The sequence below is a fragment of the Acinetobacter lwoffii genome, from assembly GCF_022809915.1.
Lineage (GTDB): Bacteria > Pseudomonadota > Gammaproteobacteria > Pseudomonadales > Moraxellaceae > Acinetobacter > Acinetobacter lwoffii_M.
The window spans coordinates 17,791-32,800 of the sequence record NZ_JALGQY010000017.1 but is presented as its reverse complement, the minus strand read 5'-3'; the positions used below and the strand labels follow the sequence as shown (position 1 = coordinate 32,800).

Annotated in this window: 16 protein-coding genes and 1 tRNA gene; 13 read left to right on the top strand and 4 right to left on the bottom strand. The window is 43.0% G+C overall.

The genetic code is table 11. From position 1 onward, the window contains the following. The first annotated feature begins 73 nt into the window (after window positions 1–73). The 11 genes from MTX11_RS10130 (at window position 74) to MTX11_RS10080 (ending at window position 9,405) form a co-directional block, all read left to right on the top strand. Complete coding sequence (locus MTX11_RS10130) at window positions 74–1,459, top strand: Do family serine endopeptidase (RefSeq protein ID WP_243475048.1); 1,386 nt, start codon at window positions 74–76, stop codon at window positions 1,457–1,459. 120 nt (window positions 1,460–1,579) lie between these two features. Continuing rightward, a complete protein-coding gene (locus MTX11_RS10125; protein WP_243475047.1) occupies window positions 1,580–2,032 on the top strand; it encodes an acyl-CoA thioesterase in 453 nt (150 codons plus the stop codon). A 250-nt stretch (window positions 2,033–2,282) separates the two neighbouring features. After that, window positions 2,283–4,100: a translation elongation factor 4 gene (gene lepA / locus MTX11_RS10120; RefSeq protein ID WP_004731667.1), complete on the top strand. Its 1,818-nt coding sequence runs from the start codon at window positions 2,283–2,285 to the stop codon at window positions 4,098–4,100. Between the two features lie 20 nt (window positions 4,101–4,120). Continuing rightward, entirely contained in the window at window positions 4,121–4,948 is an 828-nt protein-coding gene (gene lepB / locus MTX11_RS10115) for a signal peptidase I (protein WP_243475046.1), read from the top strand. A gap of 23 nt (window positions 4,949–4,971) precedes the next feature. Beyond that, the gene (locus tag MTX11_RS10110) at window positions 4,972–5,343 is read left to right on the top strand and encodes a DUF4845 domain-containing protein (RefSeq protein WP_243475045.1); all 372 of its coding nucleotides are present in this window, start codon (window positions 4,972–4,974) and stop codon (window positions 5,341–5,343) included. Continuing rightward, complete coding sequence (rnc, locus tag MTX11_RS10105; protein WP_004279062.1) at window positions 5,315–6,013, top strand: ribonuclease III; 699 nt, start codon at window positions 5,315–5,317, stop codon at window positions 6,011–6,013. Before MTX11_RS10110 ends, rnc begins: the two co-directional genes overlap by 29 nt. Continuing rightward, entirely contained in the window at window positions 6,013–7,041 is a 1,029-nt protein-coding gene (gene era, locus MTX11_RS10100) for a GTPase Era (protein ID WP_004279061.1), read from the top strand. The genes rnc and era overlap by 1 nt, the downstream gene beginning before the upstream one ends. Window positions 7,042–7,079: 38 nt before the next feature. Next, window positions 7,080–7,277 carry an NF038104 family lipoprotein gene (locus tag MTX11_RS10095; protein WP_005263469.1) on the top strand — a complete coding sequence of 66 codons (198 nt, stop codon included), beginning with the start codon at window positions 7,080–7,082 and terminating at the stop codon, window positions 7,275–7,277. An 11-nt stretch (window positions 7,278–7,288) separates the two neighbouring features. Then, entirely contained in the window at window positions 7,289–7,999 is a 711-nt protein-coding gene (recO, locus tag MTX11_RS10090; RefSeq protein WP_243475044.1) for a DNA repair protein RecO, read from the top strand. A gap of 13 nt (window positions 8,000–8,012) precedes the next feature. Next, on the top strand, window positions 8,013–8,738 hold the full coding sequence (gene pdxJ, locus MTX11_RS10085) for a pyridoxine 5'-phosphate synthase (protein WP_004645617.1): 726 nt from the start codon (window positions 8,013–8,015) through the stop codon (window positions 8,736–8,738). A 13-nt stretch (window positions 8,739–8,751) separates the two neighbouring features. Then, on the top strand, window positions 8,752–9,405 hold the full coding sequence (locus MTX11_RS10080) for a MiaE family protein (RefSeq protein ID WP_005103794.1): 654 nt from the start codon (window positions 8,752–8,754) through the stop codon (window positions 9,403–9,405). Between the two features lie 195 nt (window positions 9,406–9,600). On the opposite strand, the gene MTX11_RS10075 is transcribed toward MTX11_RS10080, so the two are convergent. Then, window positions 9,601–9,676: transfer RNA gene (locus MTX11_RS10075), tRNA-Asn, on the bottom strand. A gap of 236 nt (window positions 9,677–9,912) precedes the next feature. On the opposite strand from MTX11_RS10075, the gene MTX11_RS10070 reads away from it, so the two are divergent. Beyond that, the gene (locus MTX11_RS10070; RefSeq protein ID WP_114540896.1) at window positions 9,913–10,368 is read left to right on the top strand and encodes a hypothetical protein; all 456 of its coding nucleotides are present in this window, start codon (window positions 9,913–9,915) and stop codon (window positions 10,366–10,368) included. Window positions 10,369–10,404: 36 nt separating this feature from the next. Here the strand turns inward: MTX11_RS10070 and MTX11_RS10065 are convergent, their stop codons facing one another. Next, on the bottom strand, window positions 10,405–10,842 hold the full coding sequence (locus tag MTX11_RS10065) for a PaaI family thioesterase (RefSeq protein ID WP_243475043.1): 438 nt from the start codon (window positions 10,840–10,842) through the stop codon (window positions 10,405–10,407). 264 nt (window positions 10,843–11,106) lie between these two features. On the opposite strand from MTX11_RS10065, the gene MTX11_RS10060 reads away from it, so the two are divergent. Next, entirely contained in the window at window positions 11,107–12,273 is a 1,167-nt protein-coding gene (locus tag MTX11_RS10060; protein ID WP_243475042.1) for an MATE family efflux transporter, read from the top strand. Window positions 12,274–12,515: 242 nt separating this feature from the next. On the opposite strand, the gene MTX11_RS10055 is transcribed toward MTX11_RS10060, so the two are convergent. Both MTX11_RS10055 and map read right to left on the bottom strand, forming a co-directional pair. Continuing rightward, window positions 12,516–13,751, bottom strand: a complete 1,236-nt coding sequence (locus MTX11_RS10055) for a pyridoxal phosphate-dependent aminotransferase (RefSeq protein ID WP_005106458.1) — start codon at window positions 13,749–13,751, stop codon at window positions 12,516–12,518. Window positions 13,752–14,005: 254 nt separating this feature from the next. Next, entirely contained in the window at window positions 14,006–14,833 is an 828-nt protein-coding gene (gene map, locus MTX11_RS10050) for a type I methionyl aminopeptidase (RefSeq protein ID WP_114540898.1), read from the bottom strand. Between the last annotated feature and the right edge of the window lie 177 nt (window positions 14,834–15,010).

The following is a 15,010-nucleotide window of genomic DNA, read 5'->3' as shown; positions in this document are numbered from 1 at the left end:
TACTTAAACTTTACAGTGTTTGTGATAAAACCTATTTACATAAATTTATCAACAATTTGAGTGAATAATTTATATGAAAATTCTAGACTTAAAAAAAGGATTATTTGCAGCGACCCTCACCATGAGTGCTGCACAGTTGCAGGCGGTTACGCCGGTTGATTTTTCAAATCTGGTGGAGCAGGTCAGTCCTGCTGTAGTCAGTGTCAATGTCGTTAAAAAAATGAGCGAAGAAGAGCTCTTACAACAACAAGTTCCAGAAATTCTGCGCCGCTTTTTTGGCAATCAGGTGATTATTCCGCAGCAGCGTATGCCACAGGAAAAGACGGGCTATGGCAGTGCATTCTTTATCAGCAAGGATGGTTATCTGCTAACCAATCATCATGTGGTTGAGGATGCTTCCAAAGTCACCATTACCCTGAATGACCGTCGTGAAATTGATGCCACTGTTGTCGGTAGTGATGCACGAACTGACGTAGCTTTGCTGAAGGTAAATGGTTCGAATTTCCCAGAATTACGGACAGGAGATGTCGGACGCTTACGTGTTGGTGAGCCTGTACTCGCCATTGGTTCGCCATTTGGCTTTGATTATTCCGCTTCTGCCGGAATTGTCAGTGCCAAAATGCGCAACATGATGGGTGAAACTGCAGTACCTTTTATCCAGACTGATGTAGCTCTAAACCCAGGTAATTCCGGTGGTCCTCTGTTTAACCAGCGTGGTGAAGTAGTTGGTGTTAACTCACGGATCTTTAGTGGAACCGGTGGGTATATGGGTTTGTCCTTCTCGATCCCGATTGATGTGGCGATGGAAGTTGCAGATCAATTGAAGAAGAACGGCAAAGTGACACGTTCATATCTGGGGGTGAGTTTGCAGGATATCGACCGTAATCTGGCTGAGTCTTATAACCTGCCTAAACCAGAAGGTTCTCTGGTAACTCAGGTTGCACCAAACTCTCCGGCTGCACGTGCAGGTCTGCGTGCCAGTGACGTCATCTTGAAATACAACGGTACCTCAATTTCACGTACCAGCGAGTTATTAAACTATCTGAACCGTACTGCACCTCAGCAGCAGGTACAACTTGAAATCTTGCGTGATGATAAACGTCGTAGTATTGCAGCGACTTTAAGTGCGGCACCAGATGATACCCCAGCAAAAGCAAGCACGCAGGCTCAACCCAACAAAGGGCCAGTGATCGGGGTTTCAATTCGTGACTTAAGTCCGGCAGAGTTAGCGAGTTTGGAAATCAAAGGCGGTGTGGTGATTCAGGATGTACGTCCAGGCGGTATTGCTGCACAAGCACGAATCATGCCGAATGATGTGATCACTCAAATTAATAACCAGACAGTACTGAATTCCAATCAGTTTGTGCAAGAGGTGTCTGAGCTGAAAAAGGGTAGCATCGCGCGTGTCACCTTGATTCGTCAGGGTCAGCTTGCAGTGGTCGGAATGCGGATCTCATAAAATTGCTAGATTTTCATGAAAGACCGCTTGTATAAGCGGTTTTTTATTTTTTGCAATTTACCCCAGCGATAAATTCGGTAGACTCTATAGCCTTAAAATCATGGAAAGGATAACAGCAAAGTGAGCGGTATTTTTGATCTTTCTTTAAAGGTACAAGCCAAACATATTGATGGCTTGGGTCATGTGAACAATGTGGTCTATGTGCAATGGATGCAGGATGTCGCATCAGCTCATATTGAAAAACTGGGCTTGGGATTAAAGCAATATGTGGAACTGAAACATGCCATGGTTGCGGTTGAGCATCAGGTGCAATATCGCAAGGCAGCTTTTGAAGGAGACGAGATTATTCTGCGCACCTGGCTGAATGATATCAATGCCCTGTATTCATTTAGACAATACGCATTTTATCGACCACAGGATCAGACCGTGTTATTTACCGGAAGTACACAATGGGCCTGTATTGAAATGGCCACCGGACGTCCAAAACGCATGTCACCAACTTTTACTCAAGCTTATCAGCCACTTTCAGAACATGTAAATCCTTTTGATTTTTCAACTTTACATCTGGATTAATGAGACAAAATTTTCCAGTTTGAGCAGTACATCTGGATAATATTGAGGAAGAAGTGGAGTTGGGGAGCTATTTTCTAATCATGGCGATCGAGACTTCATCTGACTGATGTGTACGCGACATAGGGAATAAAGGAAAAAATATAATTCTTTTTCTAGATCACCATTCTGCTATAATCCTTCGCAATTTCTATTCGGCTTTTGTTATGTAATATTTTTAAATTACATAGCGCGTTTTTTCTCAAGGTAACCCATGGCGCAAGCTAAAAAATCTGTTGATATTAAAAACATTCGTAACTTCTCGATTATTGCGCACATTGACCACGGTAAATCGACCCTAGCGGATCGCTTTATTCAAACTTGTGGCGGCTTGCAAGATCGTGAAATGCAGGCTCAAGTCCTTGACTCAATGGAGCTTGAGCGCGAACGTGGGATTACCATTAAAGCCACTTCGGTAACCTTGTACTATACTCATCCCAACGGTCAAGAGTATCAGTTGAACTTTATTGATACACCGGGGCACGTCGACTTCTCGTATGAAGTATCACGCTCGCTCGCTGCCTGTGAAGGTGCCTTGCTGGTTGTAGATGCAGCACAGGGCGTAGAAGCACAGTCTGTTGCCAACTGCTATACCGCAATTGAACAAGGTCTGGAAGTCCTTCCGGTACTGAACAAGATCGACTTGCCGCAAGCTGAACCTGAACGTGTGATTCAGGAAATTGAAGACATTATCGGGATTGAAGCCACAGAAGCGCCGACCTGTTCTGCAAAAACAGGTTTGGGTATTGAAGGTGTGCTTGAAACACTGGTCAATGTAATTCCTGCACCTGAGGGTGATCGCGAAGCGCCGTTACAAGCGCTGATTGTGGATTCATGGTTTGATAACTACCTTGGTGTAGTTTCTTTGGTTCGGGTCAAGCAGGGGCGTGTGCGTAAAGGCGACAAAATGTTGATTAAATCAACCGGTCAAACGCATATCATTACTTCCGTGGGGATCTTTAACCCGAAACATACTGAAACCGGTATGCTGGAAGCGGGTGAAGTTGGCTTTGTGATTGCTGGTATTAAAGATATTTTCGGCGCACCGGTTGGTGATACGATTACTCTGGCAGCGACACCTGAAGTGGCAACATTACCGGGCTTTAAAAAGGTGAAACCGCAGGTTTATGCCGGTCTATTCCCGATTGATGCCAGCGATTTTGAACCTTTCCGTGAAGCATTGCATAAACTGCAAATCAATGACTCGGCCTTGTTCTTTGAACCTGAAAGTTCAGATGCACTCGGGTTTGGTTTCCGCTGCGGCTTCTTGGGCATGCTGCACATGGAGATCGTACAGGAACGTCTGGAACGCGAGTACGATCTTGACCTGATTTCTTCTGCGCCAACTGTAATTTATGAAGCGGTGATGAAGAATGGACAGACGATTTATATCGACAGTCCATCCAAAATGCCTGATGGTTCAACGGTTGAAGATCTGCGTGAACCGATTGCTGAATGTCATATCCTTGTGCCGCAAGAGTACTTGGGTAATGTCATGACATTGTGTGTTGAGCGCCGTGGTGTGCAAAAAGACATGAAGTTTATGGCGAATCAGGTTTCTATTACTTTCGAAATTCCAATGGCCGAAGTGGTCATGGATTTCTTTGATAAATTGAAGTCTTGTTCACGTGGTTTTGCATCACTCGACTATAACTTTGTCCGTTTTGAAAGCTCCTCTTTAGTCAAAGTAGATGTCTTGATCAATGGTGAAAAAGTCGATGCCTTGGCGATGATCTGTCACCGTAACGATGCACGCCATCGTGGTATTGCACTGGTTGAAAAAATGAAAGACCTGATTCCACGTCAAATGTTTGATGTCGCGATTCAGGCGGCAATTGGTGCGCAAATCATTGCACGTTCGACTGTGAAAGCGATGCGTAAAAACGTATTGGCGAAGTGTTATGGTGGTGACGTGTCACGTAAGAAAAAACTTCTGTCTAAACAGAAAGAAGGTAAGAAACGCATGAAACAGGTGGGTAGCGTAGAAATCCCGCAAGAAGCGTTCTTAGCCGTATTAAAAGTCGAACGCTAAAATAATAAGGATATAAGCCCATGGATTTTGATTTTAATTTGATTCTTGTGCCTGCGACCCTGTTTTTTGTCGCAGTGTGGTTGCTAGACAAGTTTGTCTTGAAACAAAGACAAACCCGAGGTAAGGGCCATGAGAATTTTATTATCACCTGGGCTTATGACTTTTGGCCGGTACTGACCATTGTGCTGGTACTGCGTTCGTTTTTATATGAACCTTTTAATATTCCATCCGATTCGATGGTGCCGACGCTGGAAACTGGTGATTTTATTCTGGTGAATAAATTTGACTATGGCATCAAACTGCCTATGGTCAATACCAAAATTATTGATACCGGCAGTCCGGAACGTGGTGATGTGGCGGTATTCCGTTATCCACCGCAACCGACCATCAGTTATATCAAGCGTATTGTCGGCTTGCCAGGCGATCATATTGTTTATGATTATGGCCAGTTGAGCATTAATGGTGAAAAAGTAGCGAAAGTTCCAGTAAAATTTAGCCGCGAAAAAGACCGTTTAGATACTCCAAATGCCATTTACCATAAAGAAACCCTGGGTGAGCATACCTTTACCATGCGTGAGCTGGAAGGCGTGAATGTCGCTCGTCAGGCACCTTTTATTAACTACTTGGAAAATGGTAAATATTCAGGTGAAAATGGTTTATATTGGGAAGTGAAAGTACCAGAAGGTCATTACTTTGCGATGGGGGATAATCGCGATCAGAGTGCTGACAGTCGTTTCTGGGGGCTTGTTCCGGAAGAAAACTTAACAGGTCGTGCCTTCTATATCTGGATGCATAAAGAACCTGGCTTTAAATTGCCATCGTTTGGTCGAAACGGAACAATCGATTAATTGTTTCAATCAGGAAAATAAAAATGAGACATCAACAAGGTGCTTCTTATATTGGGGTTTTAATTGCAATCGTGGGCTTTGCATTTCTTGCAAAAGTGGCGATTGCGGTGTGGGGACCATACTTCGATGATCGTATGGTCGATGGTGAGATTGAGGCGCTGTTAAAAAATGCTCCAGCCAATATAACGCCAGAAACATTCCGTCAACAGATGAGTCAGCGTTTAGAAATGAATAATATTCGTGATCTGAAGTTTGATGAAATTGCCAAAGTCACCAATACCGATGGTTTACAGGTGCACAAGAATTATGAAATTCGTAAAAATTTCATAATGAATATCGATTTAGTGATGAAGTTTGAGAAAGAGTTTGATCAAAGCACAGTCAAAGCTAAATGATGAACGTCTTGCCAAACGGATCGGCTATCAGTTTAAACAGGCTGATTTGCTGAAACTGGCATTGACTCATCGTTCAGTCAGTCATAAACACAACTACGAGCGCCTGGAATTTCTGGGCGATTCTCTTTTAGGGATGATCATTGCGAATTATCTTTTTAATGCCTATCCAAGTGAAAATGAAGGCCGGTTGACGCGTATGCGTGCAACCCTGGTTCGTCAGGAAGCATTAGGAAAAATCGCCAATGATTTAAAACTGAGCCAGAATTTAATTCTCAGTACCGGTGAATTGAAATCTGGTGGTCATCATCGTGAGTCTATACTGGCAGATACAGTAGAAGCCATTATTGGCGCAATCTATGTCGACTGCGGTGATCTCACTGTGCTAGAACCGATTGTGTTAAAATGGTACGAACCCTATTTAGATCATATTGAGCCCACAGATCAGCTTAAAGATCCTAAATCTCGCTTACAAGAGTATTTACAAGCACGTAAGAAACCTCTCCCAGTTTACGAGGTTGTAGATATTCAAGGTGATGCACCCAATCAGCATTTTAAAGTGGAATGCCAGATTGCGGGATTGCCGACTATGCAAGGCGAAGGCGCGAGTCGACGTTTTGCTGAACAAGCCGTTGCGGCGGATATTTTGAAACTTTTGGAGCATAAGTCTTAATGACTACTCATTCCGATCACATTGATGCTGATCACGAGTCGCAAAGCGACAGTCACGACCTTATTAGTCAATTTTTTAGCGCACAAGGCACCGAAATCCCATCGGATTATCGCAGTGGTTTTGTTGCCATTGTAGGTCGCCCGAATGTGGGTAAATCTACCTTAATGAACCATATTCTGGGTCAGAAACTTTCGATTACTTCACGTAAACCTCAAACCACACGTCATAAAATCGTGGGGATTGATTCACGTGAAAAATCTCAGGCAGTATTTGTTGATACACCTGGGATGCATAAAAAAGAAGTCCGTGCCATCAATAAAATGATGAACCGTGCGGCACATTCGGCTTTGCGTGATGTGAACCTGGTTTTATTCGTAGTGGATGCACAAAAGTGGACGCCAAACGATGACCTGGTTCTGGAAAAGCTAAAAAATGCTGAAATGCCAGTCATTCTGGTGATTAACAAGCTGGATACTTTTGAAAACAAGAACGAAGCTCTGCCGCTGATTCGTGAACGCGAAAAGCTGATGAACTTTGCAGAAATCGTACCGGTATCTGCGCTTCGTGGTGCCAATCTTGAACATTTGCGTGACACGATTGCCAAGTATCTTCCATTCCAGCCACCACTGTACTCGCTGGATCAACTAACCGATCGTTCAGAGCGTTTCCTGGCATCTGAAATTATCCGTGAAAAGATCATGCGCCAACTGGGTGAAGAGCTTCCATACGATTTGACCGTTCAGATCGAATCCTTCAAAACTGAAGAACCGGTCTTGAATGAAAAAACCGGTCGTATGAAGGCAGCCTGTACGTATATTGATGCCACGATTTTTGTCGATCGTCCGAGCCAAAAAGCCATTGTGATTGGTGAAAAAGGTGTCAAACTGAAAAAAATCGGTATGGATGCGCGTCTCGACATGGAAAAAATGTTCGAGCAAAAAATCATGCTAACCCTTTGGGTGAAAGTCAAAGGTGGCTGGTCTGATGATGAGCGTGCATTAAAAAGCTTAGGTTATAGTGATATCTAAGCGATAAAAATTTGTAAGACCCTTTAAGGAATGCCGTGATGATAAAAGTGTTAGCAGTAGTTGTATGTGTTTTATTCCTGCAAGGCTGTATTCATAAAGTGGTTACGGTTCCTGTCAAGGTGGCTTATAAAACCACAAAAGTCGCAGTCAAAGGTACTGCGGCTGTTGTGGGTGCAGTGATCCCGGATGGGGATGACGAAGAAGATGATAAAAAATCAAAAAAAGATAAGGATTAAAGTACCCGCTTATGCGTAATGAAGTACTGCATGGCTATTTGATTCATCATCGTAAGTACCGTGAACGCAGTCATATTGTGAATTTATTTATCCAAGAATATGGCAGGGTAGATGGTATTCTCAGGCAAATGCCACCACCACAGTATCAGCCCATTCGCTTGCAGGCTTCAGGTAAATCCGAACTCAAAAATTTTACTAAACTGGAAATTGTCAATCAGCCGATTTTCTTTTTTGGCGATGCCTTTTTCTCAGGTTTTTATCTGAATGAAATCCTGTTGCGGTTATGTCCTTTAGAAGTCGAAATGCCGCAAACTTTTGCCAAATATGCTGAGACCTTAACTGCATTACAGCAATTATCCGTACAATCTAATCCAAATTTATATTTAAAACAGATCTTGCGCCAGTTTGAGTATGTTTTGCTGGAAGAACTCGGTTATGGTCTGGATTTTTCGGTAGATGCCAATCAGGCGCAGATTGATCCACAACAGCACTATTATTTTCAGCTCAATGCCGGCTTTATGCCATCGGCCAAAGCCTTACGCTCCACCCTATCTGGTCAACAGATTTTAAGCATGTTGACGCATGAAAATGGTGGGGATTTTAATCCGGAACAGTTACAATTACTGACGAAACTGTATCGACAGGTGATCACGGCCTTGCTTGGTGATCGACCATTAAAAAGTCGACAACTCTGGATTCAAAACTCTCAATCTCAATCGTAGTTAGGAAAAGATTATGGCTGCATTACTTGGTGTCAATATTGACCATGTCGCAACATTAAGACAAGCACGTGGTACGACGTACCCAGACCCAGTCAATGCTGCATTGATCTGCGAACAGGCAGGGGCAGAAGGCATTACCTTGCACTTGCGTGAAGACCGTCGCCACATTCAGGATGACGATGTGCGTCGTATGCGTCCTGCGTTAAAAACCCGTATGAACCTTGAGTTGGCGGTAACAGATGAAATGATCGCCTTTGCCAAGGAAATCAAGCCTCAGCATGTTTGCTTTGTTCCTGAAAAACGTCAGGAAGTGACCACTGAAGGTGGTCTGGATGTCGTGGGTAATTTTGATGCTGTAAAAGCCGCGACTCAAGAGCTGGAAGCCATTGGTTGTGATGTATCTTTATTTATTGATGCCGATTTTGCACAAATTGATGCAGCAGTTGCTTGTGGTGCACCGACGATTGAGATTCACACAGGCGCCTATGCCGATGCAGAAACTCCAGAAGCGCAACAAGCGGAACTGGAACGCATTGTGAAAGGTGCTGAATATGCTGCATCTAAAGGTTTGGTGGTGAATGCAGGTCATGGCTTAAATCTGGATAACGTAACGCCAATTGCTGCGATTCCACAGATTCATGAGCTGAATATTGGCCATTCTTTAATTGCAGATGCAGTATTTGTTGGCCTAGCACAAGCCGTTCAGCAAATGAAAGCCGTGATTAAGTCAGCGCGTTAAGATCAGAGTCGTTATGTCGAATATTAATTATGATGAACTGATGCTGCCGGTGATTGCGTTCCTCGGTTGTGAAACACCGCAAGCATGGCTGGATATGGCAGTCGAAAATCTTGAAATCTTGATGCAGGATCATGCCAACTGTGAAAAAAAAGCAGCCAGCACGGCCATGAACCTGATGTTCCGCTATAGCTATTTTGTTGATCTACAGGTAAAGCTTGCACAGCTGGTGCGTGAAGAAATGCTGCATTATGAGCAAGTACTTGAATTGATGAACAAGCGCGGTCAGGCTTGGCAGAACTTGAGTGCAGGGCGTTATGCTGGTGGTTTGCGTAAGGAAATCCGCACTTTTGAGCCTGAAGCCTTGATTGATGTCTTGGTGATTGGTGCCTTTGTGGAAGCACGTTCCTGTGAGCGTTTCTACGCACTTGCTTCGCGTGTTGATGATGAGTTAGCACGTTACTACCGCTACCTGCTCAAGTCCGAATCTCGCCATTTTGAAGACTATCTGGCTTTGGCGATGGATGTGGCTACCACAGCGAAACTGAAAAATCCGAAAGAGGATATTCAGGAGCGAATCCTGCATATTCGTGAAGTTGAAAAACAGCTAATTCTCACGCCTGATGAAACTTTCCGTTTTCATAGCGGTGTTCCGGCTCAAGCGGCTTAATCTCGGTGACAGCTTAAAAATCCTCCATCTATGGGGGATTTTTTATATCTCGAAATTTTAAAAGAGGGGTATTTATATATCGAGTTTTATGAGGGATTGAAAATAATTATTTATTTTAAATATTTGAAAATAACAAGCCGTCAAATTTTAAGTAATAAAAAAGCCCACTTCATTATGAGTGGGCTTTCTTGAATTTGGCTCTCCAACCTGGGCTCGAACCAGGGACCTGCGGATTAACAGTCCGTCGCTCTACCGACTGAGCTATTGGAGAATCTGAAAGCGATTATAGAGAGATTTTGACAGGGGTCAAGCAAAAATTATCATATTTATTATAAATACAGCCTGTCTGTTTTTAATTTAGGCAATTGCATAAATTTCACGAAAAATACTTGTCAGAATAAATTTCACTTGCTAGATTAAAACCATAAAGTCGTTTGACCAAATGGTCAAACAGTGTGGATTTAAACCTACTTGCCAGCACAAAAATGGCTAAACCGGAGACAGCGAATGAATACGCTCAGCATCCCTCAAATTTTCTCTCAACTGGCTTATTATCAAGAAAACTATCTGCAAATTATTGCTGATCCTGCACAGTATTATATCCCGGTTAAAGACGCTCATATCACGCTATGGCCCTTGGCGCAAAAATCACTTTATTTAGGTGATTTGCTGCAATTATGGTTTGCAGAAAAATGGTTGGTAGAAACTGAACGTCAATTTAACTTTGAAGTTTTCCTGAATGCAGACTATCTGAAAGAGCAAGGCAAAGACCTTTATATCTATGCCATTTCTGGCAATCTTTTGACAGGTACTAATCAGTCTAAAGCGTGGCAAGCCTCAACAACACAAACACAAGATGTGGAATTAGCCAATGTTTCCAAGCATTATTTTGAGTTTCAAGGCTTAACTCGACCACGCTTGTCATTTGTTAAAGCAGGGCAGGCGAAAAGTAATATTATTTAAATTAAGTGTCTGATGAATTGTACAGGCTACCAATATTCATTCAGTCCGAATAATCATACAGGTCGCAGTGGCATGAGCATACAGGCGACCTTCTTCATCCAGAATCTGACCTTCAGAAATACCTAAATTTCTACTGAGATTAATTGATTTTCCTACGGCTTTCAGTGGCTGATTCTGAGGTATGGGGCGGCACATCTTTACATTCAGATCAATGGTGCCATAACCGACACCTGCTTCAAGTAAAGTATGAATCGCGCAGCCTGTCACGGTATCCAAAACGGTTGCAGCAAAACCACCATGGACGCCGCCAAGCGGATTTAAATGTCGATGATCAGCTTTTACCTTAAATTCTACATGTCCGCTTTTAATCACTGCTGGTTGCATCGACATGGTTTCGCTAATACTTGAGGCCGGGATTTTTTCATCACGCATCGCTTCCAGTAATGCTAAACCGCTCATTTCTTTTGGGTTCATTGTAATTTTCCTGTCATTATTCTTGAGTTGTTGAGATTTAATTCAAAATTGTGACATCGATAATAGCAATCTGGTATAGGAATGGCGGATTATTTTGTAAGAAGTACATTGCCTGCACCTCAGTAAAGTCATTTTTATAAAAAATAAGAAATAGAATGAGTTATGGCAGGATACTGGTATACATTTCTAATGAAATATCTCAGATCTAAATAATCTGCCAAAAAACGAATCTTATAAAAGAATTAAAAATCGAGTGATAGGATAATGACAAAGTTTCTGCATCTTTGGGTGCCTATTTTTCTCAGTAATGCCATTATTATGCTCAGTAGTTTGTTCGACGTGATTTTTCTATCACATTTTTCACCTCAGTATGTGGCTGCATTGGCAGTCTGTTTGTCTGTTTATTCTGTGTGCTTTGTGACGGGTATTGGGGTGTTACAGGGCATGATGCAAGAGCTGGCAGAAGCCAATGGACGTCAGGATTATGCGGATATACAGCGTATTGTGAAGCAAAGTATTTTGATTGTACTGGTGATTTCTGCTGTTGCGATGTACCTGTTTAATCATGCAACTCCTTTACTTCATTTTTTAAAGGCAGATGCGGCCTTACAGGCATTGATTGTGTCATGTCTGTGGCTGTTGGCTTGGACGATTCCAGCGCATTTATTGTTGCGCATTTTATATATTTTAACCCAAGCTTGTGGGCAGGCTAAGCGCGTGTTCTACGCCAATATGATCTATTTACTGCTCAAAGTGACTTTGGCTTATGTCTTGATTTATGGCATTGAAGGTTATGTTACAAGCTATGGGGTTGAAGGTGCATTCATGGCACATTTGATTGTGCAGTGGGTACTGTTGTTTGTTTACTATTTTTTCTTCCTTGAGCGGAAGTTAAAGATCCAGTGGTCTGGTGTTTTCTTTCACTGGCAGACTTTGTGGAAAATTTTAAAAATTGGATTGCCCAATGCGGTGGTGACTTTTGTGGATGTATTTGCCATCAGCGCGATTGCTTTGCTGATCTTGCCTTCGGGTGACATTGTAGTGAATGCACATCAGGTGATGCTTGGTTTATTGGGCTTGATGTTTATGTTGCCGATGTCGATGGCATCCGCCTTCGGTATTTTGGTGTCGACTAAAATCGGTGCGGAGCAGATTGATGCTGCATGGCAACTCAGTAAACGGGCACTGATGGCTGTGATGCTAATAGCTATCGTTGTCATGTTGACTATTTGGGGTTTAGATAGTTGGATTGTAGGGTTATTTAGCAATGATGCGCAGGTGATTACATTAGCCTTGGCATCGATCTTGTTAATGTGTTGGATGCATATCTTTGATGAGCTACTGGTGATTAGTTTGGCAATGCTACGTTGCTGGCGAGAATTGTCAGACCGATGTTTATTTTTATCAGTACGGTGCTGGTCGTGGGCTTAGGTGGTGGTTGGTATGTGGCGTATCATCCAATGACACTGTTCAATTGGCAAAGCAATGCATTGGGGATTCATGGTTTTTGGTGGATGTTGAGTATTGCGTACACGATTGCAGCAAGTCTATGTTTTGTTTGTTTACTCATTAAATACTTGAGCTATAAGCGAATACGGCTCACTGTTTAATACATGTTGAAGAACATAAAAAAACCCGCGAAATTCGCGGGTTTTTTTATTTAGCAAGCTAGATTATTTTGCAGCTTTTTCAGCTTCGATTGAAGCAATCGCAGCATCAACGCCTTCGATAGAATCAGCAGCTTTCTTGATACGAGCAAGGGCATCTACCAGTACTTCGTCAGCAGTAGCGTAAGAGATACGCATAAAACCGCCAAGACCGAATGCATCACCAGGTACTACTGCAACGCCAGTTTCTTCCAGTAACCATGCAGAGAATTCTGTGCAAGATTTAAGACCTTTTGCACGAATCAACGGTTTGATGTTGGCATATGCATAGAATGCGCCATCAGCAGGCAAGCAAGAAATACCGTGAATATCATTCAAGCCTTTCACAACTAGGTCATGACGACGTTTGAATGCTTCAATCATTGGTTCAAGAACGTCTTGAGGACCATTCAATGCAGCTTCAGCAGCAACTTGCGAAATAGAAGTTGGGTTAGAAGTTGATTGAGACTGGATCTTTTTCATTGCACCAATCAGTTTAGCAGGGCCCGCTGCGTAGCCGATACGCCAGCCAGTCATTGCGTAAGCTTTAGACACACCGTTTAACACAATCGTGCGGTCATAAAGGTCTGGTGCAACTGTTGCGATGTTGTAGAACTCGTCATCCCAACGGATTGGTTCGTACATGTCATCAGATGCGATATACACTTCTGGGTATTTACGAAGTACGTCAGCCAGCGCTTCAAGCTCAGCTTTGGTATAGATCATACCTGTAGGGTTAGACGGGCTGTTCAATACTACTAGACGTGTTTTGTCAGTGATTGCAGCTTCTAATTGTTCAGGGGTGATTTTGAAACGTTGTTCTTCACCACATTTCACAATAACAGGAACACCTTCAGCGATGATCACCATGTCCGGGTAGCTTACCCAGAATGGTGCAGGGATGATGACTTCATCACCTTTGTTTAATAAAGCAAGGGCCAAGTTAAAGAATGATTGCTTACCACCACAAGAAACCAGAATCTGGTTTGCTGCATAGTCTAGGTTATTGTCGCGTTTGAATTTAGCAATAATGGCTTTTTTAAGACCTGGCGTACCGTCAACAGCGGTGTATTTGGTGAAACCGTTGTTAATCGCTGCAATTGCTGCATCTTTGATGTGTTGAGGGGTATCAAAATCTGGTTCACCTGCGCCCAAACCAATCACGTTGTGACCTGCAGCTTTTAATTCAGCAGCTTTGTTGGTCACAGCAAGCGTAGGGGACGGTTTGATGGCATTCACACGATCAGAGAGACGTACGTCCACGGCAGTATTCCTTCTTATAGGGATTAAAAAATAAAAAGCACATTATCTTAGCCTAAAATGGTGCAGATAGGGCAAAAGAATTTGGAAAACTTTAAGGAAAAAATGGTGTATTGGCCGAACTTTATCTTGAATTTCGATGCGCTGGAAGCAGGCAAGGGGAGACTTTTTACATCTCGGTCATGCATACGAATGCATGAAATATAAAATAAAAATGGCCACTTTAAAGTGACCATTTTGTGTTGTTGATGTTGTGGTTACGCACTAAAGCGTGACAAATCTTCGTCCGGGCGTGCTGTTAAAATTTCCGCGCCGGTTTTGGTCACCAGAATCGTATGTTCATATTGTGCTGACAATGAATGGTCTTTGGTGACCACTGTCCATTTATCACCGAGTAATTTGGTTTTCCAGTCACCACCATTGACCATTGGCTCAATGGTAAAGGTCATGCCTTCTTCAAGTACCATGCCGGTATCTGGCTGACCATAATGCAGCACTTGCGGTTCGTCATGGAAAGTTGTACCAATACCGTGACCACAATATTCACGTACCACGCCAAAACGCTCGGATTCAACATACTGCTGAATGGCATGACCAATATCGCCAATGGTTGAACCCGGTTTTACAGTTTCAATACCCCGGTACATGGCTTCTTGCGCTACCTTACATAGACGGTTGGCAAGGATCGTGGTTTCACCACCCACGATATACATCATGTTGGTGTCACCATGGTAGCCATCTTTAATCACGGTCACATCAATGTTCAGGATGTCGCCTTTTTTCAATTTTTTACTGTCTGATGGAATGCCGTGACACACCACATGGTTTACAGAAGTACAAATAGTATGTTGGAAGGCAGGTCGACCCGGTGCAGCGCCATAGCCTAAGCATGCAGGAATTGCCTGTTGTTGATTGACAATATAGTCATGACAAATCGTATCAAGTTCCAGAGTGGTGACACCTGGAACAATATGCGGTTTGATCATATCCAAAACTTCTGCCGCCAGTCGCCCTGCCACACGCATTTTTTCAATTTCGTCAGGGGTTTTGATGAGTCGACGTGGAGCTTGGTAAGTGTTGTTCATGATCTCTAAAAACTTTTGGAAATTTGTGTGTGACTATGGTATAAATAGCCGCCCATTTTATCAAATGCTTTTTCGTGAATAAATTTCACGGGCTTTGTGCGATGAGGCAAAAAAATCCGCACATATATCGACACATTACTCTGGGTGCCCTTTAGGGTGGAGAATGCGGGTATATGG